Source organism: Halomonas sp. McD50-4 (assembly GCF_022348135.1).
GTDB classification, from domain to species: Bacteria; Pseudomonadota; Gammaproteobacteria; order Pseudomonadales; family Halomonadaceae; genus Vreelandella; species Vreelandella piezotolerans.
In genome coordinates this window covers 351,720-378,513 of record NZ_JAKRFG010000002.1, presented here as the reverse complement: position 1 = coordinate 378,513, position 26,794 = coordinate 351,720, and the positions used below count along the sequence as shown (strand labels likewise).

19 protein-coding genes are annotated in these 26,794 nt (G+C 58.6%); 10 read left to right on the top strand and 9 right to left on the bottom strand.

Annotated features, from left to right (window positions below):
* Positions 1 to 41: 41 nt before the first annotated feature.
* The 4 genes from MHM85_RS04345 to MHM85_RS04330 all read right to left on the bottom strand — a co-directional run bounded on the left by MHM85_RS04345 (position 42) and on the right by MHM85_RS04330 (position 7,725).
* Positions 42 to 4,865 (bottom strand): NAD-glutamate dehydrogenase, encoded by a 4,824-nt coding sequence (locus tag MHM85_RS04345; RefSeq protein ID WP_153842335.1) that lies wholly within the window; start codon positions 4,863 to 4,865, stop codon positions 42 to 44.
* A 193-nt stretch (positions 4,866 to 5,058) separates the two neighbouring features.
* Entirely contained in the window at positions 5,059 to 6,168 is a 1,110-nt protein-coding gene (gene trmA, locus MHM85_RS04340) for a tRNA (uridine(54)-C5)-methyltransferase TrmA (RefSeq protein ID WP_239285128.1), read from the bottom strand.
* A gap of 57 nt (positions 6,169 to 6,225) precedes the next feature.
* Positions 6,226 to 7,023: a glutamate racemase gene (gene murI / locus MHM85_RS04335; protein WP_153842333.1), complete on the bottom strand. Its 798-nt coding sequence runs from the start codon at positions 7,021 to 7,023 to the stop codon at positions 6,226 to 6,228.
* A gap of 156 nt (positions 7,024 to 7,179) precedes the next feature.
* A complete protein-coding gene (locus tag MHM85_RS04330; protein WP_139525479.1) occupies positions 7,180 to 7,725 on the bottom strand; it encodes a hemerythrin domain-containing protein in 546 nt (181 codons plus the stop codon).
* 234 nt (positions 7,726 to 7,959) lie between these two features.
* On the opposite strand from MHM85_RS04330, the gene MHM85_RS04325 reads away from it, so the two are divergent.
* Positions 7,960 to 9,285: a replication-associated recombination protein A gene (locus MHM85_RS04325; protein WP_153842332.1), complete on the top strand. Its 1,326-nt coding sequence runs from the start codon at positions 7,960 to 7,962 to the stop codon at positions 9,283 to 9,285.
* Between the two features lie 31 nt (positions 9,286 to 9,316).
* On the opposite strand, the gene lolA is transcribed toward MHM85_RS04325, so the two are convergent.
* Positions 9,317 to 9,973 (bottom strand): outer membrane lipoprotein chaperone LolA, encoded by a 657-nt coding sequence (gene lolA / locus MHM85_RS04320; protein WP_139525477.1) that lies wholly within the window; start codon positions 9,971 to 9,973, stop codon positions 9,317 to 9,319.
* Positions 9,974 to 10,113: 140 nt separating this feature from the next.
* Positions 10,114 to 13,386 (bottom strand): DNA translocase FtsK, encoded by a 3,273-nt coding sequence (locus MHM85_RS04315; protein WP_153842331.1) that lies wholly within the window; start codon positions 13,384 to 13,386, stop codon positions 10,114 to 10,116.
* Positions 13,387 to 13,503: 117 nt separating this feature from the next.
* Here MHM85_RS04315 and aat point away from each other — a divergent pair, with 117 nt between their 5' ends.
* From aat to infA, 3 genes are all read left to right on the top strand, one after another.
* Entirely contained in the window at positions 13,504 to 14,253 is a 750-nt protein-coding gene (aat, locus tag MHM85_RS04310) for a leucyl/phenylalanyl-tRNA--protein transferase (protein WP_153842330.1), read from the top strand.
* A gap of 28 nt (positions 14,254 to 14,281) precedes the next feature.
* Entirely contained in the window at positions 14,282 to 15,016 is a 735-nt protein-coding gene (locus tag MHM85_RS04305; protein WP_239285126.1) for an arginyltransferase, read from the top strand.
* Positions 15,017 to 15,153: 137 nt separating this feature from the next.
* Entirely contained in the window at positions 15,154 to 15,372 is a 219-nt protein-coding gene (gene infA, locus MHM85_RS04300; RefSeq protein ID WP_007111068.1) for a translation initiation factor IF-1, read from the top strand.
* 173 nt (positions 15,373 to 15,545) lie between these two features.
* On the opposite strand, the gene clpA is transcribed toward infA, so the two are convergent.
* The 3 genes from clpA to MHM85_RS04285 form a co-directional block, all read right to left on the bottom strand.
* Positions 15,546 to 17,822, bottom strand: coding sequence for an ATP-dependent Clp protease ATP-binding subunit ClpA (gene clpA / locus MHM85_RS04295; protein ID WP_139525473.1), 2,277 nt, complete (start codon positions 17,820 to 17,822; stop codon positions 15,546 to 15,548).
* Positions 17,823 to 17,975: 153 nt separating this feature from the next.
* Positions 17,976 to 18,284, bottom strand: a complete 309-nt coding sequence (clpS, locus tag MHM85_RS04290; protein ID WP_044627932.1) for an ATP-dependent Clp protease adapter ClpS — start codon at positions 18,282 to 18,284, stop codon at positions 17,976 to 17,978.
* A gap of 294 nt (positions 18,285 to 18,578) precedes the next feature.
* Positions 18,579 to 20,813 (bottom strand): NADP-dependent isocitrate dehydrogenase, encoded by a 2,235-nt coding sequence (locus tag MHM85_RS04285; RefSeq protein WP_139525472.1) that lies wholly within the window; start codon positions 20,811 to 20,813, stop codon positions 18,579 to 18,581.
* 308 nt (positions 20,814 to 21,121) lie between these two features.
* Here MHM85_RS04285 and MHM85_RS04280 point away from each other — a divergent pair, with 308 nt between their 5' ends.
* The 6 genes from MHM85_RS04280 (at position 21,122) to MHM85_RS04255 (ending at position 26,793) form a co-directional block, all read left to right on the top strand.
* The gene (locus tag MHM85_RS04280; protein ID WP_153842329.1) at positions 21,122 to 21,793 is read left to right on the top strand and encodes a pseudouridine synthase; all 672 of its coding nucleotides are present in this window, start codon (positions 21,122 to 21,124) and stop codon (positions 21,791 to 21,793) included.
* The gene (locus MHM85_RS04275) at positions 21,790 to 22,260 is read left to right on the top strand and encodes an NUDIX hydrolase (protein WP_153842328.1); all 471 of its coding nucleotides are present in this window, start codon (positions 21,790 to 21,792) and stop codon (positions 22,258 to 22,260) included. The genes MHM85_RS04280 and MHM85_RS04275 overlap by 4 nt, the downstream gene beginning before the upstream one ends.
* A gap of 73 nt (positions 22,261 to 22,333) precedes the next feature.
* Positions 22,334 to 23,491 (top strand): tRNA 2-thiouridine(34) synthase MnmA, encoded by a 1,158-nt coding sequence (mnmA, locus tag MHM85_RS04270; protein WP_153842327.1) that lies wholly within the window; start codon positions 22,334 to 22,336, stop codon positions 23,489 to 23,491.
* Positions 23,488 to 24,126 (top strand): high frequency lysogenization protein HflD, encoded by a 639-nt coding sequence (hflD, locus tag MHM85_RS04265; protein WP_153842326.1) that lies wholly within the window; start codon positions 23,488 to 23,490, stop codon positions 24,124 to 24,126. The genes mnmA and hflD overlap by 4 nt, the downstream gene beginning before the upstream one ends.
* A 55-nt stretch (positions 24,127 to 24,181) precedes the next feature.
* Complete coding sequence (purB, locus tag MHM85_RS04260) at positions 24,182 to 25,567, top strand: adenylosuccinate lyase (protein ID WP_139525467.1); 1,386 nt, start codon at positions 24,182 to 24,184, stop codon at positions 25,565 to 25,567.
* A gap of 50 nt (positions 25,568 to 25,617) precedes the next feature.
* Positions 25,618 to 26,793, top strand: coding sequence for a cupin domain-containing protein (locus MHM85_RS04255; protein ID WP_153842325.1), 1,176 nt, complete (start codon positions 25,618 to 25,620; stop codon positions 26,791 to 26,793).
* The last annotated feature ends 1 nt before the right edge of the window (position 26,794 follow it).

Here is a 26,794-nt window from a genome sequence, read left to right as displayed (position 1 = left end):
CCTACCGAGCGTGCAGCGTGCCGTTGAGCACGCGCTTCGGTTTACGCTTCGCTGTCGCTTTCGGCCAGGTCGACCAGTTCACGCACGGCCACGGCAAACAGTGCAAACCCTCCTTCACTGCCACCGCGCACTTCGTCGATCAGGCGGCACCAGCGGCGGTGTAGCTCGGCATGCTGCTCTAGCCACTGGGCTACCCGCTCTTGGGTGTCACGGCTGCCGGCTTCTAGCTTCAGAACACTGGTAGTGAGCGCCAGCTGCTGACGGTCGATGTCGTCGCGGAAGGTTTCTCTCGCCTGGGCCTGCCAGGCATCGCGGACCTCCAGGTGGGTAACCTGCTGGATCATCCATGGTAGCTCTAAGCGGCTGCCGATTTCATAGAACACCTCGGCCACCCGTTGCGGCTTCTCGTTGGTGATCCGCGCGGCTTGAATGATGCCCAGGCCAGCGTAGAGACTCGGCGCGGCAGCCACGGTGGCGGCCAGTGCTTCCGGCACGCCAGCTTCCAGCAATTCATCACAGCGCTGGCGCCATACGGCCTGCTCTTCACCGCTGAGCAGCTCGCCAATGCCCTCCTGCAACTGCGCCAAGCGTGGGCCGAAGTACTCGATGGTGTCCTGGGTCGAGAGCCCCAGGTGCTGACGAAGGAACCAGCGCGTAGCGCGGCGGATCATGCGCATCAAATCCAGCATCATGGAGTACTGCACACGGCTGGGCACTTGGTTATCCAGCGCTTCGATCTGCGCCCACAGCGACGGCAGATTGAAGGCATCGCGGGCCACCACGTAGGCGCGGGCAATGTCCGCACGGCCAGCGCCGGTCGAATCCATCAGGCGACGCACGAAGACGATGCCCATGTGATCGACGAGATCGTTGGCCACCTGGGTGGCGACGATTTCACGCTTTAGACGGTGGTCGTACATCTCGTTCTGGTAGCGTTCGGTGAGCACGGCCGGGAACAGACGCTCCAGATGACGGTGGATATACAGATCGTCGGGCACGTCGGAGTTGATCAAGTCGCCCTTCAGGGTGCTCTTGGCGTAGGAGATCAGCACCGACAGTTCCGGTAAGCGCATGCCCTGATTGTTGCTGGCGCGCTCTTTGAGCACGTCATCGGCGGGCAGGAACTCCAGCTCGCGGTCGATTTGACCGGCGGACTCCAGCTCGCTGATGAAGCGACGGTACGGCCCCATGCCCTGGTGAGACAAGATCTCCGACAGGTCCAGTGCCTGGGTCTGGCGGTAGTTATCCAGAATCACCAGGTCGGCGACCTCTTCGGTCATGTCGGCCAGCAGCTGGTTACGCTGCTTGTCGGTCATATCGCCACGCTTGACCACTTCATCGATCAAGATTTTGATGTTGACCTCGTGATCCGAGCAGTTCACGCCGCCCGCGTTGTCGATAAAGTCGGTGTAGACGCGTACCCCGTTGGCGGCGGCTTCCATCCGGCCACGCTGGGTCAGGCCCAGGTTACCGCCCTCGCCGACCACGCGGCAGTTCAATTCTTTACCGTTGATACGCAGCGCATCGTTGGCTTTGTCGCCCACATCCGCATCGGTCTCTTCAGAACTCTTCACGTAAGTACCGATGCCGCCGTTCCAAATCAGATCGACCTTTGCTTTGAGCATGGCGCGAATCAGGTCGTTGGGCGACAGGCGAGCCTCTTCAATCCCAAACGCTTGCTGCATTTCCGGCGTGATGGTGATCGACTTGGCGCTGCGGCTGAACACCCCACCCCCTTGGGAGATCAGTTCGCTGCTGTAATCTTCCCAGCTGGAGCGCGGCAGATCGAACAGGCGTTTGCGCTCGGCAAAGGCCGCTGCGGAATCCGGGTTCGGGTCGACGAAGATGTGCAGGTGGTTGAAGGCGCCCACCAATTGGATCTTATCGGAAAGGAGCATACCGTTACCGAACACGTCCCCCGCCATGTCTCCGATACCCACCACGGTAAACAGGTCTTCCTGGGTATTGACGCCCAGGTTCTTGAAATGACGCTTCACGGATTCCCACGCGCCGCGAGCGGTGATTGCCATCTTCTTGTGGTCGTAGCCGTTGGCACCACCGGAAGCAAAGGCGTCACCCAACCAGTGGCCATACTCGATGGAAATCGCGTTGGCGATATCCGAGAAAGTAGCGGTGCCTTTATCGGCGGCTACCACCAAGTAGGTGTCGTCTTCATCGTGACGCACGACGCTTTGCGGCGGCACTACCTCGCCACCCACCAAGTTGTCGGTGACGTCCAATAGCGCACGAATGAAGATTTGGTAGCAGACGATCCCTTCCTTCTGTTGGGTTTCGCGGTCGGCGTTTTCCGGCATGCGCTTACATACGAAGCCGCCCTTCGCGCCGACAGGCACGATGACCGCGTTTTTCACCTGCTGCGCTTTGACGAGGCCCAGCACTTCGGTACGGAAATCCTCGAGACGATCCGACCAGCGCAGGCCACCACGGGCCACTTTACCACCGCGCAAGTGAACGCCTTCGACACGCGGCGAGCAGACAAAGATCTCGAACGCCGGGCGCGGCTTGGGCATTCCGGTGACTTTCGACGGCTCCAACTTGTAGGCGATGTAATCCTTGAAGCGGCCACCGTCGGTGGTCTGGTAGTAGTTGGTGCGCAGCGTGGCCTGAATCAGCTCCATGAAGCGGCGCAGCAGTTGGTCATCGTTGAGGCTGGCAACGCCTTCTAAGTGCTCGTTGAGTCGCGTAAGGCAGTCATCGACGTTGCTGGGCTGCTGGGCCGGGTCGAAACGCAGGCGGAACAACTCCACCAGGGTTTGGGTAATGGCCGGGTAGTTCGCCAGCGTTGCGGCAATGTAATCCTGAGACATACCGAAGCGAATCTGCTTCAAATAGCGTGCATAGCCGCGCAGCATAGCCACTTCGCGCCAGTCGAGCCCTGCGCCGATGATCAGGCGGTTGAAGGCGTCATTATCGGCCTCGCCTGCCCAAATACGCTTGAACGCTTCGCTGAAGGTGTCGCGCATTTCGCTCAGGTTGACGCCTTCACGGCTGTGTTCCAGTTCGAAATCGTGAATCCAGTAGCGCTGCTGTGGTGCGTTGATGTCGTAGGGGCGCTCGCCAATCACGCGCAGCCCCAGATTTTCCATCATCGGCAGCACGTCGGAGAGTGGAATTTGCGATTCGCGGTGGAACAGCTTCAGGTTCATGCCGCCCGCCTGCTCTTCCAAGGGGCGATAAAGCGACAGAGAGAGATCGTCGCCGTTATCCAGATTCAGCAGATGCTGGACATCGAACACGGCCGTGCGAGCGTTGAAATCTTCCCGGTAGCTGGCGGAGAACGCGTCGTGGAACTGATCGATCAGATGATTGGCACGCTCTTCCCCGAAGCCTTCGATCATCGCCGCCTGCAGATCGTCGCGCCAGCTGCGGGCTAGGCGAGCGACTTTACTCTCCAGACGTTTGAGATCGTATTGGCTCGGGGCGTCGCCGTTGAAGCGCAGGATCAATTGGATACGCGCCAGCACCGACTCGGATAAGTAGGTGTTGAAGTCGCCGAAGTGCGCGTCCAACTCGTCGCAGAGCATGCCCTGAATGCGCTGGCGTAGATCGGTCGAGAACACATCACGCGGCACGAACACCAGGCAGGAATAGAACTTACCGCTGACATCGGCGCGGATGAATAGCCGCACCTGACGGCGCTCACGGATGTTGAGAATACCCAGTGCGGTGCTAGCCAGGGATTCGGTACTGATCTGGAATAGGTCATCGCGTGGGTAGACTTCCAGCACCTGCAACAGCTGCTTGCCGTTGTGGCCCTGGGGGTTGAAGCCAGCGATATCCATCACGGCCTTGAGTTTGCGGCGTAGCAGCGGAATATTGCGCGGCGACTCGTTGTACACCGTGGCGGTGAACAAGCCAAAGAAGCGACGCTCACCGATCACGTTGCCGTCATCGTCGTAGCGGTCGACGGTGATGTAATCTGGATACGTGGGTCGGTGCACGCGGGAGTGGTGGGCGCTTTTAGCGAACGAGAGCAGCTGCGGCACCAGCACGTAGTCATTGTGTTCGTCGACACCCTCTTCGGTGCGGATTCGCTCGCGGTAGCGCGGCTGATCCAGCCGGAATACGCCCAGCACGCTGTTGGGATCACGCTGCAGCTCGTTGCCTTCTAACAGGTACTCATCGTAGCCCAGGAAGGTGAAGTTATCTTTCAGCAACCACTCCAGGAAAGCGATGGCCTCTTCATGGTCGTCCGGGTCGATTTGTGGCGGGCAATTTTTTTCCAACTCCTGTATCGCCGAGGTGATCTGGCCGCACATGGCATCGAAATCGCCCACGGCGGTACGCACGTCCCGCAGCACTTCGTGCAGATTACGCTCGATTTTTGCCAGGGATTCGGCATCGGTGTGACGATCGACTTCGATGACGATCAGCGATTCACGGGCGTCCGGTGCGTTCTCGTCTTTGGGAGAGGTCAGCGCCTTCAGCTGATGCTGGCTATCACGGGCCACGGCGAACACGGCGTTTTGAATGGCGTGTACCGTTAGGCCGCGACGGTTGAGTTCGATGCGCACGGAGTCGACCAAAAACGGCATGTCTTCATGCAGCACCGCCACGAAGGTGTGGGTAGACTGCCAGCCGTGCTCTTCGAAATCCGGGTTAAAAATGCGTACTTTAGGGCTTTTCGGATCATGGTGCTGGAGGAACTGCCAGATGGACAGCGTCGCACCGTACAGGTCGTCCAAGCGACGGTCGACCAAGTCTTCCACCGGCACCGTGGCATAAAAGTGGCGCGCAAAGGCTTCGATATCGGCCGCCCGCGCTGGCTCCAGTCGCGCTTCCAAACGCTCTTGTAGCTGCTTTAAAAGATCCCGCCGACTCTCTTCGATCGCAACGTAATGCATCCATCACCTCGACTGCCTGGGGCCACTACTTAGGCCAAAAAAACGAAGGACAATAGGCCTTTAGGCCACACTACCCATTAGCTTACGCTACCCATCATCGCCACCCTAACCATCTGACAGGTTATTCATGGTGTATGCCGCTTGTGCATCATAAGCACTATTGACAAGTTCCACGCGTCTCGTGTGAGTGCGCTCAAGGCTGACGACGGGTCAGCAGCACGCCACATTCACAGTGGTGGGTAAACGGAAACTGGTCAAATAGGGCGAATCGCTCGATGTCATGGGTCTTGGTCAGCAGCGCTAAATTTTCGGCCAGTGTGACCGGGTTGCATGAAATATAGACGATTTGAGCGTATTCGCTGACTTGATGGCAGCTCTGCTCATCAAGTCCCGCCCGAGGTGGGTCGACCAGCACGGTCGTGAAGTTGTACTCGTCGAGGGCCATGTCGGCCACGCGGCGGCCCGCCTTCTCGCCCTTTAGGGCCAACGAAAACTCTTCCGCCGACATACGCGCTACGTGAGCATTGGTCACACCGTTGGCATCGAGATTGACGTTGGCGCTGGCTACCGAGGTGCGCGAAATTTCAGTGGCCAGTACGCGGCGGAAATTGTCGGCCAGGGCAATCGTAAAGTTACCGTTGCCGCAGTAGAGCTCCACCAAATCCTCGTCCTGACGACCTTGTGTGACCTCTTTGGCCCAGCTCAGCATGGTTTGACAGATATGCGCGTTGGGCTGGGTAAAACTGTTTTCCACCTGCTGATAATGCAGCGTGCGGCCATCTACCGTGAGCTTCTCCCATACATGGTCCTGGGTGAGCACTAAGCGCTGCTTGCGAGAACGACCAATAATCATGATACCCAGCGCGCGCTCTAGCGCACGGGCCTCCGCTTCCCAGGCATCACCCAGCGGGCGGTGATAGATCAGCGTTACCAGCGCTTGACCAGAGAGTGTGGTCAGAAACTCCACCTGAAACAGTCGACGGCGCAGCTCATCGCTAGCTAAAAACGCCTCTCGCAGTTGGGGCATCAACGCGTTGATCTGGGCACTGGCCACAGGAAACTGGTCGAGGCGTACCACCCGTTTGTTTTTAGGATTCTCTGGGTCGACCTCGAACATGGCATAGAACAGATCGTCCGCTTCATGCCAGATACGAAACTCGCAGCGTTGACGATAGTGACTCGGCGGCGAGGGATACACCTCCAGTTCAGGCGTATCGAACGCGGCGAAGGTGGTGGCCACGTAGGCTTGCTTATCGGCCAGCTGCTCATCGTAACGTGCTGGGTCTACAGTCGGGATCGCCAAGGTGGCTCCTCTCTACTCATGGTGAACGTCTTGGAAGATGCGCTGCTCGTTGGCAGCCTAGCGGGCGTTGGGCAATTCGAGCGGTTGCGCTGGCTGAAAACCGTAACGGGCAAAGCCGTCGGTCAATGCGATCGCAGGGGCAGTCGTAAAGCAGCGGTCATCGACGGTGTGGCTAATGAGCGCGGTGGCAACCTGGCCGACCCGTCGCGCAATGGCATCGCCAGAATCGACCCAAGTGATAGGCACCGGTGCCAGCGATGCTAGCTGTGGCTGCAAAAGCGGAAAATGGGTGCAGCCTAACACCACGGTATCTAACGCCGGTTGGGTCTGGGTGGCTTGCCATAGCGGTGCCAGCACCTGACGCATGCGTTCAACGTCAAAGGGCGCTCCCCCCAGCCAGGCCTCGGCCGCGGTCACCAAATCACCCGCAGCGACCCGGGTAACCACACAGTCGCTGGCAAAGCTGTCGATCAATCCTTGCGTGTAGGGACGATTCACCGTGGCCGCCGTCGCCAACAAACCAATATGACGCGTGGCACTCAGCTTGGCCGCCGACTTGATCGCTGGCACGGTGCCCACGACCGGTATCGAAAGCGCTTGACGCAGCTTCTCAAGTGCCAGGGTGCTCGCGGTGTTACACGCCACGACCAGCACGCTAGCCTGACAGGCGCGCACCGCCGCTTGGCACACCGTCACGATACGCGCAGCAAGCGTTGCGTCGTCGCGCAGTCCGTAGGGTAACCAAGCGTTATCGCAAGCGTAACAGAGAGCCGCCGAAGGGTAGTGTTGACGCAGCGCATGGGCGACGGAAAGCCCGCCCACGCCAGAATCGAAAATCAGTATTGGCCCTGCCATTACCCCTCACCTGCCCATCCGCTCTATTGAAGTACCGCGTTGATCAACGCCGGTGACGTTTGTTATCACGCGTTAGCGTGACGTTTCAGCCGCCCATAAAAACGGGGCGCTAGTTTAACACGCCCCGTTCGGCACTGAAGGTGTCACATGCTGAGATTACAGAGCAGGTACGTCGGCGCCGCGCAGCTCGGCGTATAACTCTGGATAGGCAAGCTGAAGTCGCTCTAGCTCTTTTTCCGCCTCTTCGGGCAGGGCTTGGCGCAGCTCCTCCAGATCATCTGGGGTGAAATGTTTGTCAATCAACGGGAAAAGCCCCTCACGTTCATGACGCAGATAGCCGCGATGCGCCTCCAAGTACGCTTTGAGGTCGTCGGCGAAGCGATCCATTGGCAGGATGTTGTCCATGAGGATCATGTCAATATCATGGGAAAGGCGCATCAAGCGAGGCTTGAGCTCACGATAATCGCTGGCCATTTGCTCCATGAGTGGCAAGTGTTCAGGGGCCTGCACCTGCAACCGCTCGACACAAATACGCTCTAACGGCGTTGCGAACCCCTCCATGTAAGACAGGATATAGTCCACCACTTCGCGCATCAGCTGAAAGTCAGGCCGTTCTCCGCTAGCCAAGGTTTTTTGCTTGAGCTGCAGCACATGGAGCATTCGCGCCATGTTGGCATGATCTAGACGCAGTTGGTTTAACATCGTGCCGTCTCCTTAGTGAGTGTCATGCTGGCTGCTTTCTACTGCAGTCAGCACGCGATCATGAGCTGGGTTCTACTACACTAGCGTTAATCCTTGTCCTGCGCCTCCGCGATATTCAATAACATGGGCGCTTCTTTACGGTCATGCCAAAAGGTAGTCTGACGTAACCTCTTTTACCACAGACACTTGTTAAGCGTTGGTTGTTCAACGTCTCGATTTACAACGGAAGTTTATATGGATCTTTTTGACGCAACCCCGGGTGACGACGCGCCGCTGGCCTATCGTATGCGCCCGTTGACCCTGGACGACTATATCGGTCAACAAGCACTCGTCGGGCCTGACAAACCTCTACGTCGCATGGCCGAATCAGGCGTGGTGCGCTCGATGATTTTATGGGGACCACCCGGCGTTGGTAAGACCACGCTTGCTGAGCTCCTAGCACGTGCATCCAACGCGCAGCTCGAGCACCTGAGTGCAGTGATGGCTGGCGTCAAAGAGATACGAACGGTCGTAGAGCGCGCTCGCCAGCGCACCGCGCCAACGCTTCTCTTTCTAGATGAGATCCACCGCCTGAACAAGAGCCAGCAGGATGCGCTGCTGCCCCACGTGGAGTCTGGTCTTTTGACGCTGATCGGCGCTACCACCGAAAACCCCTCTTTCGAAGTCAACTCGGCCCTGCTCTCCCGAGCACGCGTGTATGTCCTGAAGTCATTGACCCAGCAAGAGCTGGTCGAGGTCATGGAGCAAGCGCTTGCCGATACCGAGCGGGGACTTGGCAAGCGTGCCATCGAGGTAGAGACCGGTGTATTGGACGCGTTGGCTCACGCCAGTGCCGGCGATGCTCGGCGAGCCTTGGGGCTACTGGAAACCGCCTGCGATTTCACAGAACAACAGAGTGGTCGTGAGGTGTTACGTCAGGCAGTACTGGCGGACGTGGTGGGTCATCACACCAGCGCGTTCGATAAACAGGGCGATGCGTATTACGACCTGCTTTCGGCGATTCACAAATCGATTCGCTCCTCTCGTCCCGATGCCGCGCTCCTCTACATGGCGCGCTTCATCCAAGGCGGCGGCGACCCGCTGGATATAGTAAGACGTTTGACCGCCATCGCTTCGGAGGACGTCGGCAATGCCGACCCTCGCGCGCTACCGCTAGTGATTGCTGCCTGGGATGCCTATTTGCGATTGGGCGATTACGAGGGCCAGCGCGCGATTGCTCATGCCGCGATCCATTTGGCTGTCGCTCCAAAAAGTAACCGTATAGACCGCGCCTGGAAGAGCGCCCAGCAGTTCGTTCAGCAGCAGCCTCAGGTGGAAGTGCCCACTTACCTACGTAACGCACCAACCAAGCTCATGGAGCAGCTCGGCCATGGTGAAGGCTATCGCTACGCTCACAACGAGCCAAACGGATATCCAGCAGGCAGCGACCACGACTGCTGGCCAGAAGACGTGCCCAAAACACGCTTCTATGAGCCGAGCCCGTTTGGCCAGGAGAAACGGTTCGGGGAAATCATGGCGTGGCGGGAAGAGCGCGACCAAGAAGCAGATCGGGCGCCTTAGAGCGCCCGATCGTAATCTACTGATTCACCCTCTACATCTCTTCGCGAATCACGTCCGTACCTTCGGGGATCTGGAAATCGAACAGATCGCGGTCGATAGTGCCATTGCGAGTGATGCCGCTAAAGGTGATGGCAGTGCGCTGACCGGTACTGTCCATCATCCAGAGCTCGGTGAGAGTATCGCCGTCGAAGACCATGCTGAGCTCCTCGAACAGCGTATCGGCCAGCGTCGGCATCAAGGTAAAGACATCGTCGCCATCCTGCTGCTCGTAGAACACATCGTAACTTGCCGTCAATTCATCGGCGCTGCCTGATAACAACAGCGCGGGCGTATGGGTCACACGGTCATCCATCGCCTGTACCGTGACCTGCTCCAGGTCAGGGTCGTAGAGATACACCTCCTCACCATCGGAGACCACGGTTTGCGAATAAGGCGCCTCGACTTCCCAGCGCAGCATGCCGGGCCGCGACAGCCACATTTCCCCACGTGCGCTCTGCAAACGATCACCGCTGCCATCGAGAATCTGCTGCTCGAAGGTGGCGTGGTAGTTTTCCAACGGATCCAAGCGCTCGGTGAGCCGCTCTGCCGCCTCATTGGCCCAGGCAGTCATAGGGGCAGCAAAAGTCAATCCCAGCGCACTGGCGGCCAGTGCCAATGCCGGTGAACGGCGGTTAGAGGGTTCGCGCATGTTCTTTCTCCCTAGGCATTCATTGCCGAATAGCGGACGAGGCAAAGAGCGTAAAAAGCTCCCTATGCCCCTCAGACGCGAAACGCGCCGCAGGGTTTCACCGGCGGCGCGACTTTCACGCTTATTGCATGGTTGACGTGTTAATGGCCCACCGGCGGCGGCGCCAGCACCTCGCGGGCACCGTTGGTACCCATGGAGGAGACCACCCCGGCCCCTTCCATGGCCTCGACCAGACGTGCGGCCCGGTTATAACCGATCTTGAAGCGCCGCTGTACGGCAGAAATCGACGCTTTTCGCGTTTCAGTAACGAACTGCACCGCTTCGTCATAGAGCGCGTCCTGTTCGGCATCATCGCCATCGACGCCTTCCGCTTCTAGCCCGGTTAGCGCATCGGCAGATACGCCGCCGGAAAGAATCTCTTCGATGTACTCCGGCTCGCCTCGACGCTTCCAGTCATCGACCACCCGGTGGACTTCATCGTCGTCCACGAAGGCACCATGGACACGATTCGGTGGACCGGAGCCCGCGGGCAAGTAGAGCATATCGCCATGACCCAACAGGCTTTCGGCACCGCCCTGGTCGAGAATGGTGCGCGAATCGATCCGCGAGGAGACCTGGAACGCCATCCGTGACGGAATGTTCGCCTTGATCAGGCCGGTCACCACATCCACCGACGGGCGCTGAGTAGCCAGAATCAGATGGATACCGGCAGCCCGCGCTTTCTGCGCCAGCCGCGCGATCAGCTCTTCGACCTTTTTGCCGACGATCATGAACATATCGGCAAACTCATCGATGACCACTACGATATAGGGCAGCTTTTCCAGCACTGGAGGCGTTTGATGCATTTCCCAGGGCTGGGGCTCCCATAGCGGGTCGGCCACCTGGGCACCGGCACGTTCGGCTTCATCGAGGCGCGCGTTAAACCCGGCGATGTTACGCACGCCCATGGCGGCCATCAGCTTGTAACGGCGCTCCATTTCAGCCACACACCAACGCAAGCTATTGGCCGCTTCCTTCATATCGGTGACGACAGGCGCCAGCAAATGCGGTATGCCGTCATACACCGACAGTTCCAGCATCTTGGGATCGACCATGATCAGCTTGAGTTCATCGGGTGTAGCCTTGAGCAGCATGGAGATCAGCATGGCGTTGACCCCCACCGACTTACCCGAACCGGTCGTACCGGCCACCAACAGGTGGGGCATTTTGCCCAAATTCGCCACTACCGGACCACCGCCAATATCTTGGCCAAGCGCCATCGTCAGCGGTGAATTCTCCTGCTGGTAGCGGTCCGAATCGATCACTTCACGCAAACGAATCATTGCGCGATGCGGGTTGGGAATTTCGATACCCACCGTGGGCCGACCAGGGATGACCTCGACCACACGCACGCTCTTGACCATCAGCGAACGAGCAAGGTCTTTGGCCAGGTTGCTGATTTTGGAAACCTTCACCCCGGCAGCAGGCTTGATCTCGAAACGTGTAATGACCGGCCCCGGCCACGTATCGACCACTTCAGCTTTTACACCGTATTCACGTAACCTGACTTCCAGGAGTTCCGCCATATCGGCCAGCTGCTCATCCGTGTAGTTCGGCTGATGCGGCTCCGGCGGTGTTAGCAGCTGCAGGCTGGGCACCTCGCCCTCGGGCTCTGGAAGCGTTTCAAACGTCGGACGCTGGCTCTGAAGATGCTCGACGGTCCAGAGCGTTGGCCCATTGTCTGACTCTTCTTCGACCGACTCGGTCGAGAACGTAGGTTCATGGCGCGCACTGGCTGGCGCCTGGATGGCGGGCTTGATCGGTTGCTCATCATCATCGTCACCCCACACCGGCTCGGGCACCACCTCGGGTACGCGCTCACGGCGCGACTCCGCAGACATGGGCGTAGGCCGATAAGCGGGATCGCTTTCGTCACTGCGCAGCGTCGTAGGAGCGGGGGCGGGTGCTGCCTCTGGTTCTGGTGCTGGCTCTGAACGGCGAGCCAGCTCAACGGGCGCAATGGATTCCGAGGTCTCTTCTGGCTCATTGCGTAACGCGCGTAGCGGCACGGTCGGGGCAACGTCCTCGCTCGTTTGCTCTTCGCCAGCGCTCAAAGGTGAGTACTCACTATCTTCCTGACGCACGGCAGGCTCTGGCTCATCCACGGGCTTGGTCGCAAACGCATGCGCGTTTGGCGAGGATGTCTCAAGCGCTTCGAGCGGTACCTCTGTATCGGTAATAGAGGGTGTCGGCTCAGGTTCTGGCTCCGGAGCAGGCTCTTGGACGTCCTCCGGAGCGTGCGCGGAGAGCGGCATGATCGGCTCTTCAGGCGCGTCTTTCTCTGGCGTCATCTTCGGAGAAGGCGATGTCTCCAACTCGGGGTCTTGAGATGCGGCAGCCGCGGGAGGGGCCGGTGCATGACGCTCGCTCAGCACAGCGGCCGCTTCCCAGGGAATCGACGTATCGGTGACCGACGACGCCTCATCCTCTGCGGGTGCCGAGAAGCTCGGCTCACGGCGCTCGCGACGACCGACAGGTGAGCGCTCACTGACGGTAGGACGCACGGGAGGCTCAATTGCTTCACTGGCCCGAGGCGTAGTCGTCGCCACTTCGTCATCGACGGGATCGGTACTCGTGTCACTCGGCTCAGCCCAGGAGCGCTGCTTCACTTTCTTGGACGCTGCCTTGGCCGCTGCGCGCACCGCGGCCCGTTCGGCACGCTTTTCACGCCGCTTGGCACGGCGCTCGCCAAACCAACCGCCGATACGACAAAGTTTACGACCGACTTCATCGGCCACTTGCAGCCAAGACATACCGCTAAACAGCGGGAAACCAATGAGAATGAGCGCTGCAGCGATCAACCCTACTCCGCCACTACTGACGAGCGGTTTTAAGGTGCCCACCAGCCCCTCTCCCAATATACCGCCAGAGGCATAGGGCAAAATGCTATCGGGATGGTAAAAGTGCAGTGCCCCCAACATGGTCGTGCCGAACATCAGCAGCACTAGCCCGCCCGCACGTACGGCGATGGCCACTGGGTCTAGCTCGAAGCGTACCTGGCGAGAGCGCATCAGCCACCAGGCGGCGTAACCAAACATACCCGGCCACCATAGGGCACTTGCACCCAGCAGTGAATAGAGCACATCGGCCAGCCAAGCACCCACGGGCCCCATCCAGTTGCGAACCTCGGTTTCGGGGCCTTGGTACGACCAGCCTGGGTCGGCAGGATGGTAACTAAACAGGGCCAACAGCAAGAAGACGCAGAGCGCCAGCATGACGACCACCACCCCTTCACGGGCAGAGCCTTGCAAGCGCAGACCAACGCGGCGCGCCTTATCCTTCGCGGCATTGACCCGCGCCGATGATTGAGAACTCGATGGTGACTGACGCGACTGCCGCTGCGTTCGCTTGTCTACCGCCTTATTTACTTTCAAGCGATTCTCCCTTTACACCACACGGTGTCTTTAATCCACTTGCGAGTTTGCATCATACCGAGCATCCTTCCGCCGTCACAGCGCTTCGACGGACGCCACTAGCAACAGGAGCAAGCGATGCTACCTTGGCTCTCATCGCCACACCCCACTTTTCCTTCTACCGAACAGGCGTTGGAGAACCCTAACGGCCTGTTGGCTGCCGGTGGAGAGCTTACACCAGCCTGGCTGGTAGACGCTTACCGAAAAGGGATATTTCCTTGGTATAGCGACGATGACCCCATTTTATGGTGGAGCCCAGATCCACGCATGATACTGCTGCCTGAACAGTTTAAACGACGCCGCAGCCTTGCTAAACGGCTGCGACATGGTGGCTTTAGCGTGACGCTGAATCAACACTTTGCCCAGGTAATCGAAGCGTGCGCTGCGCCACGTAAAGACGAGCTGGGCACCTGGATCAATCCTTCCATGCGCGACGCTTACCAGAGGCTGCATGCATTGGGCATTGCCCACAGTGTCGAGGTCCACCATGGGGGCCAGCTGGTAGGCGGACTCTATGGCTTGGCGATGGGGCCGGTATTTTTCGGCGAGTCGATGTTTTCACGCCAGCCAGACGCCTCTAAAATTGCCCTCGCCCACTTGGCAAGCGCCATGCACACTTACGGCGGCAAGCTCATCGACTGCCAGGTGCATACACCGCATCTGGCCAGCCTCGGCGCAACAACGGTCGCCCGGCGAACGTTCATCAACTATCTTGAGAAGTGGCTGCCAGAAAAGGCGTTTTGCTTATCCAGCACTGAGACTCAAGCGCCCCAGGTGCCAGAATCTCCGTGGCTTGCAGCCATTGCTTCAAACGCAACAGCACAGTGACCGCCGTTCATGATCAAGGAGGCAAGCCGTGAGTAGTAACGCTCCTCGCCGACCCGTGCGGGATTTGCGCTTCTTCCTAACCGTTCCTCATGCCTGCAGCTACTTGCCAGGCAAAGAGGCTACTACGCTGTTTCTTGCCCCCCAGGAGTCACCCGTGCCAGGGGTGTACGACTCACTGTCGCTGCTGGGTTTCCGACGCAGCGGGCGCCACTTATACCGCCCCCACTGCGAGGGATGCAACGCTTGTCGATCGGTGCGGATTCCGGTGGATCACTTTAGCGCCAACCGCACCCAGCGAAAAGTCTGGCGGCGCAATGCCGATATCGAAACGCGTGTCATCCCAGCGCGCTTCGATGCTTCGCACTACGCGCTCTACGCTGACTACATTCGACAGCGACACGCTGACGGCGATATGTTCCCACCCAGCCGCGACCAATATCGCACCTTTTTGACGCTGGAAGAACCTTACGCCCATTTGCTGGAAATGTATCTCGACGACGAACTGGTGGCCGTGGCAGCGTTCGACCAGCTCGAACATGGACTATCGGCCATCTATACGTTTTTCAAAGTGGATGATGCGTTAGAGAAACGATCCTTGGGCACGTTTGCCATTTTAAAGCTAATCGAGCTTTGCCAAGAGAAACGGCTTCCCCACCTTTACCTTGGCTACTGGATCGAGGAGTGCCGAAAAATGCGATACAAGCAGGCGTTTTCGCCTATCGAGCTGCTCGATGGTCGCCACTGGCGCCCCTTAATTCGCTAATCTGAGCAGCTTTTTTGCCTTGACGGCAGGCTTACGGCACAATATAGCGCTGTTTCTTAGGCGTGCAGGTCTGTGCCAACGCCGTCGGAAACACTCATTCGACTATCCACGATATCTAAAAGTGAGGATCTGCCTATATGGCACGCGAAGATCATATTGAAATGGAAGGCGTGATCGTTGACACCCTTCCCAATACCATGTTCCGGGTTGAGCTTGAAAACGGCCATGTCGTGACCGCTCACATCTCTGGCAAAATGCGTAAAAACTACATCCGCATTCTGACTGGCGACAAGGTCAAGGTAGAACTAACGCCCTACGACTTGTCCAAAGGCCGTATCGTTTATCGCTCGCGCTAAGCCTTGAGTGTGCCCTCAAGCAACGTCTGCTCACAGATCGCGTCCCACGGCTATTAGTAGCACCGCGTAACGACGGCGCCGCTCCCTGGAAACGACAACGCCCCGTCGAAGACAGGGCGCTGTGCGTGCTAGCGAATATGCATTACTGCTTGTCGGTCATCTTAGCGCCCTTTTCAGGGCGCATCTGCCATTTCCGACTCTGTCGAAAGATGAAGCTCTCCCTCCTCCAGGCTAACATGTACGATACCACCGTGCTCGGCCAGCTCTCCAAACAGAATCATCTCTGCGAGTGGCTTCTTGAGCTTCTCTTGGATCAAGCGAGCCATCGGCCTTGCCCCCATATCCGGGTCGTAGCCTTTCTCTGCTAGCCAATCTCGGGCGACGTCGTCTACATCCAGCTGCACGCGCTTCTCGTCTAGTTGCGCTTGAAGCTCGATCAGGAACTTGTCGACCACGTTGCGCACTACCGTCGTGGGCAGCGCATGGAATTGAATGATGCCGTCCAGGCGGTTACGGAATTCCGGCGAGAAGGTCCGACGAATCACTTCCATCGCATCCGTCGAGTGATCCTGGCTCTGGAAACCGATAGAGCGACGCGACGCCTGCTCCGCCCCAGCGTTCGAGGTCATGATCAAAATCACATGGCGGAAGTCTGCCTCGCGGCCGTTGTTGTCCGTCAAACGACCGTGATCCATGACCTGCAATAGCAGATTGAAGACTTCTGGATGCGCTTTTTCGATTTCGTCGAGAAGCAGCACGCAGTGCGGCTGTTTGGTGACGGCCTCGGTCAGTAGCCCACCCTGGTCATACCCCACATAGCCTGGAGGCGCACCGATCAAACGCGACACGGTGTGACGCTCCATGTACTCCGACATATCGAAACGCACCAGCTCGATGCCCATGATATGCGCCAGTTGCTTGGCTACTTCCGTTTTACCGACCCCAGTCGGGCCTGCGAACAGGAAACTGCCCACGGGCTTATCGGGAGATTTCAGGCCCGCACGGGAGAGCTTGATGGCCGCCGACAGTGAATCGATCGCTTCGTCTTGACCAAACACCAACATTTTCAGGTCGCGGTCCAACTTCTCGAGCTGTTTACGATCCGAACTCGAGACGCTCTTCGGCGGAATGCGCGCAATGGAGGCCACCACGGCTTCCACCTGCTCCACGTCGATCGTCGTAGCGCGTACCTCAGGGGGTAGCATCCGCTGATGCGCACCCGCTTCGTCGATCACGTCGATCGCTTTATCGGGCAGGAATCGATCGTTGATGTAGCGATCCGCCAATCGGGCCGCACTTTCCAACGCACCGTCGGTGTATTTCAGTTCGTGGTGCTCTTCGAAGCGCGAACGCAGCCCTTTGAGAATCTTGATGGTGTCCTCAACGGACGGTGCCAGCACGTCGACCTTTTGGAAGCGGCGTGCCAAGGCGCGGTCTTTCTCGAAAATTCCGCGGAACTCCTGGAACGTGGTCGAACCAATGCAGCGCAGCTCACCTGAAGAGAGCAGCGGTTTCAACAGATTGGAGGCGTCCATTACGCCGCCCGAGGCAGCGCCCGCGCCAATGACCGTGTGAATCTCATCGATGAACAAGATGGCATTGGGCTGTTTGCGCAGCTCGCTCAGCAAGCTCTTGAGGCGCTTTTCGAAATCGCCACGGTATTTGGTGCCTGCCAATAGTGCGCCCATGTCCAATGAGTAGACCACCGCATCGGCGATCACTTCGGGCACGTCTTCTTCGACGATGCGTTTGGCCAGGCCTTCAGCAATGGCGGTTTTGCCCACGCCCGCCTCACCCACCAGCAGGGGGTTGTTCTTACGACGACGGGCCAGGATTTGCACGACACGCTCGAGCTCGTGATCACGACCAATTAGCGGGTCGATTTTACCCTGGCGCGCCTGCTCGTTCAGGTTGGTGGCATAGCCCGTCAGCGGGTGAGCGGCACCTTCGGCACTGCCCTCTTCTGCATCGTCGTTCTCTTGAGAAGAGGGAGAGGGTGAAGGGCCATGACCAGACACTTTCGAGATGCCGTGAGCAATGTAATTTACTGCATCGACCCGTGCCACGCTCTGTTGCTTCAAGAAATAGACTGCCTGACTCTCTTGCTCAGAGAAGATCGCTACTAGCACGTTAGCGCCTGTTACTTCACTCTTGCCAGACGATTGAACATGGAATACCGCACGCTGAAGCACGCGTTGGAAGCCCAGCGTTGGCTGTGTTTCACGGTCACCCTGCCCCTCGGGGATCAGCGGTGTGGTCGAATTGATGAAATCCTGCAGATCGGACCGCAGCTTGTCGAGGTTTGCCCCGCACGCCTTCAGCACATCCACCGCAGAAGCATTGTCTAGCAGCGCCAGAAGCAGATGCTCGACGGTCATAAACTCGTGGCGCTTCGAGCGAGCCACGGTGAAGGCCGTGTTCAGGGTCAGTTCAAGTTCTTTGCTCAGCATGGCAGTCCCCTTTTCGCTACTACCTAGGGCATATCGCCACCTAGGGCTTGCGTCGGATCAGTTTAATCGACCGGCACTTTCAACATCGGGTACAAATGGCATGGTTGCAAGCCCCTGCGCTACTTTTTTTCAACGCAGGTTACGTCAACGGGGTCAATCGGCCGCTTCGATATCGCTCATTAATGGGTGCTCGCACTCACGGGCGTACTCATTCACTTGATAGCTCTTTGTTTCAGCAATATCCCGGGTAAAAATGCCGCACGTGGCTTTTCCCTGAGTGTGTACGGCCAGCATGACCTGTACGGCTTTTTCGCTATCCATATTGAAAAAACCCTGCAGCACTTCGACGACAAACTCCATGGGGGTATAGTCGTCGTTGTGCAACACCACTTTATATAAAGGCGGCTGTGCCAGCGCGGGCTCGGCCGACTGCACCGCTAAGTCATCATCGTGCTCGGGCATGCCTGGACGCGTCATGCCTGCCTGTAGCGTCGCTACCACGATTGGGCTTTCTGTAATACGCATAAGCTGCAAGGATCATCTCTAGGCTGACGGACGGTGTCTGACAAGCAGTTCTAGGGAGGATGCTGAGAGCAGCCTCGGTTGTACACACTATAATCTGCTGTATAAGACGCACGCCATCAACAAGGGTTCACGAAAAACTCGAAATTATCACACTGGGCAAAACAAAAAACCCCTGCCTGCTAAGCAGGCAGGGGGCGAGCCGCACACAGGGTGCGACTGTCACCAGGCGATTTAGCCTTTGGCAACCATTGCCAGGGCGTCGTTTAGCGTCTTGCTTGGACGCATGGCTTGGCTGGCCAGTTCACCGTTCGGGTGGAAGTAGCCTTGAATATCGACCGGCTGACCTTGAACGCTATTGAGTTCGTCAACGATCGCGGCTTCGTTGGCTTTGAGCGCTTCGGCCAAACGGGCGAACAGCGTTTTCATATCGCCATCCTGATCCTGAGCTGCCAATGCTTCTGCCCAGTAGAGGGCCAGGTAAAAGTGGCTGCCACGGTTATCCAGCTCGCCGACTTTACGCGATGGCGACTTGTTGCTGTCGAGGAATTTGCCATTGGCTTCATCCAGCGCTTTTGCCAACAGCGTCGCGCGGGCATTACCGAAGGTGCTGCCTAGGTGTTCGAGCGACGCTGCCAGCGCCAGGAACTCACCCAGCGAATCCCAGCGCAGATGGTTCTCTTCCAGGAACTGCTGAACGTGCTTCGGTGCCGAGCCGCCAGCGCCGGTTTCGAACAGACCACCGCCGTTCATCAGCGGCACGATGGAAAGCATCTTGGCGCTAGTGCCGAGCTCCATGATCGGGAACAGGTCGGTGAGATAGTCGCGCAGCACGTTACCGGTGACGGAGATGGTGTCTTCACCCTTGCGAATGCGTTCCAGGGAGAGTTTCATCGCGTCGACGGGCGCTAGTATACGGATATCCAGGCCGGACGTGTCGTGGTCTTTCAGGTACGTTTCGACCTTCTTGATCAGTTGGGCGTCATGGGCACGGTTGGCGTCGAGCCAGAACAGCGCTGGAGCACCGCTGTCGCGGGCACGAGTGACCGCCAGCTTCACCCAGTCTTGAATCGGCGCATCTTTGGTTTGGCACATCCGCCAAATGTCGCCCGCTTCTACCGTGTGGCTGAATAGCGTTTCGCCCGAGTCGTCGGTCACCACGACGGTACCGTCGGCGGGCATTTGGAAGGTTTTATCATGGGAGCCGTACTCTTCGGCTTTCTGCGCCATGAGGCCCACGTTAGGAACGCTACCCATCGTGGTCGGATCGAACGCACCGTTCTGCTTGCAGTCTTCGATGACGGCTTGATAGATGGTGGCGTAGCAACGATCCGGGATGACCGCTTTGGCATCCTGCAACTCATCGTTGGCATTCCACATCTTGCCGGAATCACGAATCATCGCCGGCATGGAGGCGTCGATGATCACGTCGCTGGGCACGTGGAGGTTGGTGATGCCTTTGTGGGAATTCACCATCGCCATGGCCGGGCGTGTTTGATACAGCGCCTCGACATCGCCTTTGATGGCGTCTTGCTGGTCGCTGGGCAGCTTCTCGATGGCGCTGTACAGGTCGCCGATACCGCTGTTGGCGTTGAAGCCCGCGCTCTTCAGTGCGTCAGCGTGCTTCTCCAGCACCTCTTTGTAGAACTCTTCAACTACGATGCCGAACATGATCGGGTCGGAGACCTTCATCATGGTAGCTTTCAGGTGCAGCGAAAACAGCACGCCGCTCTCTTTAGCATCGTTGATCTGGCTGTCGATGAAGCTACGCAGACGACGGCTGCTCATGCACGCCGCATCGATCACTTCACCCGCCTGTACCGCAAGCCCCTCTTTTAGCACTACCTGGGTGCCATCGGCTTGCTGCAGCGCGATCTTCAGCGTGCCCGCTTTTTCCATGACCGCTGACTGCTCGCTGCCGTAGAAATCGCCTTCGCTCATGTGCGCGACATGAGACTTGGAGTCAGCGCTCCACTCGCCCATACGGTGCGGGTATTTACGCGCGTAGTTCTTGACCGATTTCGGCGCACGACGGTCAGAATTACCCTCACGCAGCACCGGGTTTACCGCACTGCCTTTGGCTTTGTCATAGCGCGCTTTGATGGAGGCCTCTTCATCGTTCTTAGGCTCTTCCGGATACGCCGGCAGCGGATAACCCTGACTCTGTAACTCTTTGATGGTCGCTTTGAGCTGGGGGCCAGAGGCGCTGATGTTAGGCAGCTTGATGATATTGGCTTCCGGCGTCTTCGCCAGCTGACCCAGCTCAGCCAAGTCGTCGCTGACGCGCTGCTCGTCGTTCAGAATGTCGGGAAACTGTGCCAGCACACGGGCAGCCAGCGAAATGTCGCGGGTCTCTACTTCGACACCGGCAGAGTCGGTAAAAGCATCAATGATGGGTAACAGAGAGTAGGTAGCGAGCGCAGGAGCTTCATCGGTGAGCGTATAAATGATCTTCGGCGTTTTAGACATTTTTGCGTTAACCTCTTTTTCGGTCGCTGTGATTATAAAATCCTGAGCTACGCGGCCCATTACAACGATTGGCCATGCCGCGAAGCGTGTGGAGCATCCTGTATGCGCTGCCCCTTTAGTCAGTCGGTGGTACTACTGGTCACTCGGTGGTTACTGCGGTAACGGCGACGGCGCGGCAAGCACCGTTCTGCTTTCGGCCCTTTCAAACTCCAACAGCCGGGCCAGATTATACCAGCGCTGCACTTTAACCGCATGAGCGATTGTCGACAAATCCTCTGCCTACAGTCTGCAAGACAGTTCGAGAGACGATGAGCACCCTATATCTACTGCACAAACCCTACCGCATGCTCTCCCAGTTCACCGACAGCCAAGGCCGCTCTACGCTGGCCGACGTGCTCGATGCGCCGGGTGTTTATGCGGCCGGACGCCTCGATTACGACTCGGAAGGACTGCTCTTGCTGAGTGATGATGGCAACCTGATCCACCGTATCGCCCACCCCCGTCACAAACAGCCAAAAACCTACTGGGTGCAGCTCGAAGGTCACATTACCGACGAGGCCATTCGCGCACTCGTATCCGGCGTTACCTTGAAAGATGGGCCCACTTTGCCCGCCAAAGCTCGGCGTATGTCGCCCCCTGACGTGGCTGAGCGCGCCCCGGCCATCGATCCCAAACGCCATCCCGTGACCAGCTGGTTGGAACTCACCATTAGCGAGGGGCGCAATCGCCAAGTGCGCCGCATGACCGCCCACGTTGGCTTTCCCACTCTGCGCCTGATACGTGCCGCGATTGGCCCCTGGCAACTGGGCGATCTCGCACCCGGCCAGTGGCGCAAAGAGACGCTACACGCGCCACGGACGACCCAAGCGACCAAGCCGCGCAGCGGACAACACAAACCACTCAACACCTACAAGGACGCTGAAAGGGGCGCCAAACGCGGCTCGAAAAGCAGTGCAAAACCAAGAGGAAGACGCAAATGAGCGGCGTTGTCCAAACGGACGTTGCCCGCCCCATCATTCACAGCACCGTTGCCTGTGTGATCGAGCAGCAGGGGCGTTTTCTAATGGTGGAAGAGAATAAAGGTGGCCCACACACGCTGTTCAATCAGCCTGCCGGACACGTCGAGCACGGGGAAGGGCCGATGGCAGCCGTTCACCGTGAAGTCATGGAAGAGACCGCTTGGCAGATCGCTTTGACCGGCTATCTGGGGCTGTACGTATTTCATACGCCTGCCGGTACGACCTTCCATAGTCACGGTTTCGTTGCCACGCCCAGCCAGTACGTTAGCTCTGCTATCGACCCGGCCATCGTCGCGACTCACTGGCTGACCCGAGAGGAGATTGCCATGTTGGACGGCGACCGACGGTTGCGCAGCCCGCTGGTTCTTCAACGCATCGACGATGCGCTGGGCGGCCGCCTTTACCCGCTTGGTGTGATCAAGGAGTGAAGCACTCGAAGCATCGAGCCCCCATCGTGTATAATCGCCGCCCAATTGCACACCACTTCAATCGAGGATGCTCATGACATCCACCCATGGCTCAGCCACCCAGGACACGGCGGACATCCGCACTGCGGCCACCGGCAAGGTGATCGTCGGCATGTCTGGCGGCGTCGACTCCTCCGTTTCGGCACTCCTTCTGCTCCAGCAGGGTTACGATGTCGAAGGCTTGTTTATGAAGAACTGGGACGAGGACGACGGCACCGAATACTGCACGGCCAAAGAAGACCTAGCGGATGCAGAAGCCGTGTGCGCTAAACTGGGCATCAAACTGCATACTGCCAACTTCGCCGCCGAATACTGGGACAACGTTTTCGAGCACTTCTTAGCGGAGTACAAAGCGGGCCGTACGCCGAACCCTGACATCCTCTGCAACCGCGAGATCAAGTTCAAAGTCTTTCTAGAGTATGCCGAGATGCTAGGTGCCGATAAAATCGCTACCGGCCACTATGTGCGGCAAGGCATTCGCGACGGCCACCCGCGCCTGCTGAAAGGCCTGGATGGCAATAAAGACCAAAGCTACTTCCTGCACGCCGTGCCGGAAGCGGCCATCGCCCGCACCCTGTTCCCGGTGGGCGAGCTGGAGAAACCCGAGGTGCGCGCGCTGGCGGAGCAGCACGATCTGATCACCGCCAAGAAGAAAGACTCTACCGGCATTTGCTTCATCGGTGAACGTCGTTTCCGCGACTTTCTGCAACAGTACCTGCCCGCCCAGCCCGGGACCATCGAGACCCCCGAAGGCGATGAGATCGGCCAGCACATGGGCTTGATGTATTACACCTTAGGCCAGCGTCAGGGACTGGGAATCGGCGGCTTGGCCAACTACTCCGAAGAGCCCTGGTACGTGGCGGCTAAGGATCTCGATCGCAACGTACTGATCGTGGTTCAGGGCAAGTATCATCCGCTGCTGTACACCGATGCGCTGGCCACCGAGCCCATGGATTGGGTCGCGGGTCATCCTCCCGTGCAGCGGGGCCGCTTTACCGCCAAGACGCGCTACCGCCAAAGTGACTGTCCCTGCGAGATCATTGCCCAGCCGGACGGCAGTGTCGAGGTCGTGTTCGACGATCCACAGTGGGCGGTCACGCCCGGCCAGTCGCTAGTGCTTTACGATAACGATATCTGTCTGGGCGGCGGCGTCATCCGCGCCACCTGGAAAATGGCGGAGGCCGCCGCATGAGCGCCACCCCGATACACCGCGCGCCCGACTCCCCCGCTGCCCGCCAGGCCCTTGCGCTGGCGGGCGTATTCCAAGCCGCCAGTCTGGTCGACGAGCTGGCACGTACCGGGCAGGTCGATACCCGCGCCTGGGAAACGCTGATCAACGCGACGGTCGACACGAATCCCGAAAGCTTCGAGGCGATTTACGGCGGCCATCCCAATAATCTGCGCCGCGGTCTAGAAACGCTGGAAGCACTGGTGGGGCGCAAGCAAGCTAACCCGGTCGTGCTTCGCTACGGTTTCTCGCTGCTTTTGTTGATGAACAAGCTGCGCACCGACCGCCAGATGATGGACCTGCTAGGCCAGAAACTCGCTCATATCCAAGGACAAGCGGAGCACTTTGGCACGACCCACGAAAACGTCATCGCCAGCCTCGGTGAAGCTTACCAAGAGACTATCTCGACGTTTAAAACACGCATCGTGGTGCAGGGCGACCCCTCGTTACTGCAAACCCGTATGATGCCGGAGCGGGTGCGCGCTTGCCTGATGGCCGGCATCCGCTTCGCCCTGCTATGGCATCAGCAGGGTGGGCGCCGCTGGAAACTGGTTTTCCAGCGCAAGGCAATGCGCCGAGCACTGGATGACCTCGGCTAGCCTCTGCGCCACCTCACTTTCGATCCCTGACTTTGACTACTCTGGAAACCAAGCCATGCAACTCTCTGCTCTGACCGCCCTCTCCCCCGTCGACGGCCGCTACGGCGCCAAAGCCGCCGCGCTACGTGAACACTTCAGCGAATTCGGCCTGATACGCGCGCGGGTCATTGTGGAAGTGCGCTGGCTGCAACGCTTGGCTGACCACGGCCAAATCGTGGAAGTGCCCCCGCTCTCCGCAGAAGCTACCGCTTTTCTAGAGCAGTTGATTCGCGACTTTTCCGTGGACGACGCCGAGCGCATCAAAGAGATCGAGCGCACCACCAACCATGACGTCAAAGCGGTCGAGTACTTCTTGAAAGAAAAGATCGCAGGACAAGCAGAGTTGAACGCGGTCACCGAGTTCATCCACTTCGCCTGCACCTCTGAGGACATCAACAACCTTTCCTATGGCGTGATGCTGGCAGACGGCCTTAAAGCCTTGCTGCCGACCATGCATCAAGTCGCCGATGAAGTTGCCAAGCTGGCGATTGCCCATGCCGGTCAGCCGATGCTGTCGCGCACCCACGGCCAAACCGCTAGCCCCACCACGCTGGGCAAAGAGATGGCCAACGTGGCGTATCGCCTCAAGCGACAGCTCAAGCAGATCGAAAGTGTCGAGATTCTGGGCAAAATCAACGGCGCGGTGGGCAACTACAACGCCCACCTGACCACCTACCCGGACATCGACTGGGAAGCCAACGCGCGCACCTTCGTCGAAGGTTTAGGGTTGAGCTTCAACCCCTACACCACACAGATCGAACCCCACGACTACATTGCCGAGCTGTTCGATGCGATCTGCCGCTTTCACACGATTTTGATCGATTTCGATCGCGATGTCTGGGGCTATATCTCGCTGGGCTATTTCAAGCAGCGTACCGTAGAAGGCGAAATTGGCTCGTCGACTATGCCGCACAAGGTCAATCCGATCGACTTCGAAAACTCAGAGGGTAACTTGGGGTTGGCCAATGCAGTGATGAGCCACCTGGCACAGAAGCTGCCGATTTCGCGCTGGCAGCGCGACCTGACCGACTCCACCGTGCTGCGCAACCTTGGCGTTGGTCTGGCCTACGGCCTGATTGGCTACCACGCCAGCCTGAAAGGCATCAGCAAACTGGAAGCCAACCCTGAGCGTCTTGCAGAAGACCTGGACAACAGCTGGGAAGTGCTGGCCGAGCCCATTCAAACCGTGATGCGTCGCTACGGCATTGAAAAACCCTACGAGAAGCTCAAAGAACTGACCCGCGGCAAGCGGATCGATCAGGCAGGCTTTGCTGCCTTCATTGACACACTCGAGCTACCTGAGACGGTCAAAAAGGAGCTGAAGGATCTCTCGCCTGCCAGCTATATTGGTAATGCGAAGGCCCAGGCCGAAGCTCTCAATCAGCGGCTTGCTGCACTCTAAACGACGCTCTGCGGCACTGACGTAGTGCTCACTTGAACTAGGATAACGCCATGAGTCATCACGATAAGCCACTCACCCTGTTGGGCGATTTAACGCCCGCAGACTTCTTGGCCAATTACTGGCAGCAGAAGCCACTGCTGATTCGTGGCGCTATCCCCGATTTCGTCAGCCCCATCGATCCCGACGAACTGGCAGGCCTTGCCTGCGAACCGGGCGTCGAAGCGCGGCTGGTCGAAGAGAATGGCCCCGACGGCCCCTGGCAGGTCTCGCACGGGCCGTTCGACGACGCCACTTTCGAGCGGCTGCCCGAAGGTCACTGGAGCCTGCTGGTACAAGCGGTCGACCACTACGTGCCCTCCATTGCGGCGCTGATGGACGAGTTCGACTTCCTACCTCGCTGGCGGCTGGACGACATCATGGTCAGCTACGCCCCTCCCGGTGGCAGCGTTGGGCCACACATCGACCAGTACGACGTCTTCCTCCTGCAGGCTAGCGGCCACCGCCGCTGGCAGTTGGGTGGCAAGCAGCTCGACAATGCGCCGATCATCCAAGGGATCGATCTGCGCATCCTCGAGTCGTTCGAGATCGAAGCAGACTCCGACTGGACCCTGGCACCCGGCGACATGTTGTATTTGCCGCCAGGCTGGGCACACCACGGCGTCAGCCAAAGCGATGACTGTATGACCATTTCGGTGGGTTTTCGCGCGCCCTCGGCCGACGAAGCCATCACCTCGTATGCCGATTATGTCGGCGAACAAATGTCGGACTCCCAGCGTTATAGCGATGCGGGCATGGCCCCTGCCGAGGAGGTAGGCGAGCTGGACGATGCCGCCGTCGAACGCATGCGTCAGTTCATGCTGAGCGCGCTGGATAACCCTGAGCAAGTGGCCCAGTGGTTTGGCCGCGTGATGACCCAGCCCAAATATATCGATCAAGTCGTGCCTCTCGAAGAGTCGATGAGCGAAGCCGACCTTGTTGCTCAACTACAAGACGGCGAACCTTTGTTCCATATGCCGGGGTCTCGCTTCGCTTGGCGCAGCGATGCCTCTGGCACCACGCTGTTCGTCGATGGCGACGGGCACGCCTGCTCAGAACCCCTCGCCAAACGCCTTGCCGACGCTACACCGATGTACGCAGACGTGCTGGAACTCGAGGGCGCCGCCGCTCTGGTGACTCGACTGATCAATAGCGGCAGCCTGGGCTTCATGGGCGACGACGAGGAGTAAC